Raw genomic sequence first — 3,271 nt, 5'->3', positions numbered from 1 at the left:
AAGCAATTTGAAGAATTTTGCAGAGCCTGTCATCGCGACAAATATATTGGTCTTTGTTATGGTCCTGCTGGAGCTGGTAAAACAGAATCAGCCTACCATTACACAAACTGGAAAAAATAGAAAAGCATATTGAGCATAACTATACGGTAGGTAAACCTTCAATAAATTTTTTCATGAAAAAGATGCATACGTTATTTTATACCCCACAAATCCTGTCCAAACCTGCAAAAATTATTGATGACCTAAAAAGAATGAAAAGAGAATTTAATCTATTAAAGGAAAGGGCTCTTTATCCCGAAGAAATACCTGATGAAATAAGGAATCATAATTTTGTTGAGCTTATTATCATTGACGAAGCTGAGCGACTTAAATCCATGGCATTTGAATTAATAAGAGAATTCTATGATGAAACAGGCATCAGCTTTGTGTTTATCGGAATGCCAGGCATTGAAAAAATTATTGAATATTACCCTCAACTGTACTCCAGGGTAGGTTTCGTTCACCAATTTAAAAATCTTGGTAAAAGTGAAATAGAATTTATAATAGCCAACCAGTTTTCCAGATTAGGCTTGGTTATCGAGGAAGACAATTTTACAGATCAGGAGGCTGTAGCCGCCGTCATTCGAATGACCAACGGAAATTTCAGATTAATTAACAGATTGCTGAAACAAGCCTATCGGATTATGCAGATAAATTCCATGACGACCTTGACTGCCGAGATTTTTGAGGCTGCCAGAAAATGCTTGTTAATTGGTGAACGGTAGGCAATTTAATGTGGCTGAAGGCGGCAATTTAATTTGTCCGTTTACAACAGTGTTAAATCAAAAGGTAGTTAACAAAACCCCCTTTTTCTTGCCGAAAGAGCACCCAAGGTTTCTTGGATTTTATTTGTTTCTGCTATTGAAATTGCAGCTGAGTCTAAGAAGGATAAGAGTAATAATCTTGATCTTGTTAAAGAGGAGTTCCCTACGTTATGTGAGTTAATAAATTCCACGGATAAATCTGAAGCGATTTTTAAAGAGCTTGAAAATGCGATTCATTTAAAGGCAAATAAAAATTTATTGATTTTATTAATAAATATTATTCTTTGCCTCCCAGAACTGATTTACCAAAAGGGTTTTTGATTGATTGGGGTAATTTTAAAGCTGTCCTTAATACTATATATAAGTATCGTTCGAATGCATTGCATAGTGTTGGTATTGAAGCTTTTCCCACAGAAATGTGCTTTTCGCCTTTTAAGATCCATGCTGGAAAAACGGTAGAAATTGAGAAGGAATGGATCGGGAGCACAGTCGAACAAAAAAATTCCAATGAATTTAGCAAAATTTGAGGAGATTGTTAGAGTATCTCTATTAAAGTGGATAGAAGAACCTGAATAACATGTATTTATACTATCAGGAAATACCTTTAACAGTAGGGAGTATTCTCTATTCAATCAATCCATCTACCTATGTCCATATTTGTTTGAGATATAATTATTTACATAAAGTTAACTAAAAATTACTGCACATAATATCCATGCTATTTCTGATATGTAGAGGAATTTCAGAAGCTTCTACTATAATGAAGAAACTCAAAAAATAAGGATATAACATGCTCGCCAGGATAGCTTTTTCTATCGTTTTATTAACCCTTTTCAATTTTGCTAATGCTTGTACCAATATAATGATCAAATCCAAAGACAATGCTATTGTCGTTGGTAGAACCTTAGAGTTCGGCCCATCGCTTAACAGTGAAATCGTCACTTCTCCTAAAGGAAAAACATTTAGCAACACAATTCCCGATGGTAAATCAAGCCAGTCCTGGACTGCTAAGTATGGCTTTGTTTATTTAAACTTTTTTGGGCAAGATCATGCCGTAGATGGCATGAATGACCAAGGCCTCAGCATTGGCTTATTATATCTTCCTGGTTATACACAATATCCTAAAGCAAATGAAGAAAACCTGAAAAATGCTATTCCTTATTTTCAATTAGGAGACTGGGTCTTAAGCCAATTTAAAACAACTGAAGAAGCACGTGCGGCGCTTGAAAACTTAATAATATTTGATCAGATGTTAAATATTAATGGTCAAGAATCCTCCTTCCCCTTGCATCTCGTGATCAATGATGCTCATGGAAAAAGTATTGTTGTTGAGTTTAATGCAGGAAAAAGGCAAATTTATGAAAATCCCTTAGGCATTTTAACCAATTCTCCGACCTTTGATTGGCAACTTACCAATCTTAAAAACTATGTAAATTTATCGCCTTATGCTATTGAATCGATTGAAATCGATGGCATGATTTATTCTGCTACCGGACAAGGTGCAGGCATGGTTGGATTGCCAGGAGATAGCACACCGCCTTCACGTTTTGTCAAAATGGCGTTCTTACAAAAAACTGCATTTCCAGTAGATAATGCGGAAAAGGCTGTCGTTTTATCGGAGCATATTATCGATAATGTTTTTATTCCTAACGGCATGGTAAGAAATGCTAAAGGCACGCCAGGCACTGAAACCACACAGTGGACAGTATTCAAAGATTTGAAAAACGGTAAACTGTATTTCAAAAGCTATCATTTCCCAACTTTACAAGTAGTTGATATAACAGCTCTTGATCTCAATGAAGGTGCTAAAGTAGTTCGAATTCCAGTAAGTCATCCAGCACTCCTGGCGCAAGATGTTACGAAAGAAATGAAATAGAAGTCGAGTAGCTGCTCCTCAGTAATGGGGAGTGGCTACTCGACAATTACAATCACCTGTAATCTTCAGTTACAATTGACTGCAATTTTGAATTGTAATCGGATGCAAATTTGAATCACAATCACCTGCAACTTTGAATTCCATTACGCAGCCTTTAATTTTGGCCTTTTATTTGACCATAGATTACTTTATGTTTTCATTTCGAAACACTGTTAGTCAAGTTTAGGGCAAATCGGAAATTTGGACGTTTCTCGTCTAGAACCCCAATAAAAGTTGCATTTTGAGTTCATTCCGATTATAAAGTGTATTATTTACACAAAACCAAACAAATGAGAAACTGCTGTGCCAAAACGTTATCAAATAAACGCTGTTATTGCTAATATGACTTTACGTCAAATCCATCAAGTACTCATCGAGTACGGCAATATTAAAAAAGCAGCAAAAAATTAAATGTATCCACTTCACACTTACGAGAGTTTATCACTCGCTTATCAGGTGACACAGTGGATTTCACTCAATTACGGAATACATCTTACGAAGATGCGGAAAAAAATTTGGTATGCGTTACGACCGGTCACCCCAACCACATGTT

2 protein-coding genes are annotated in these 3,271 nt (G+C 35.8%); both read left to right on the top strand.

Features of this window, described 5'->3' with window-relative positions:
• Positions 1-173: 173 nt before the first annotated feature.
• On the top strand, positions 174-764 hold the full coding sequence (locus BN58_RS08200; protein ID WP_019216414.1) for an AAA family ATPase: 591 nt from the start codon (positions 174-176) through the stop codon (positions 762-764).
• 901 nt (positions 765-1,665) lie between these two features.
• Positions 1,666-2,679, top strand: a complete 1,014-nt coding sequence (locus tag BN58_RS08190; RefSeq protein ID WP_198009848.1) for a linear amide C-N hydrolase — start codon at positions 1,666-1,668, stop codon at positions 2,677-2,679.
• Positions 2,680-3,271: the final 592 nt, after the last annotated feature.

It is taken from the genome of Legionella tunisiensis (assembly GCF_000308315.1).
Classification (GTDB): Bacteria; Pseudomonadota; Gammaproteobacteria; order Legionellales; family Legionellaceae; genus Tatlockia; species Tatlockia tunisiensis.
The sequence above is the reverse complement of the archived record's forward strand: the minus strand, read 5'-3'. Positions and strand labels throughout refer to the sequence as shown.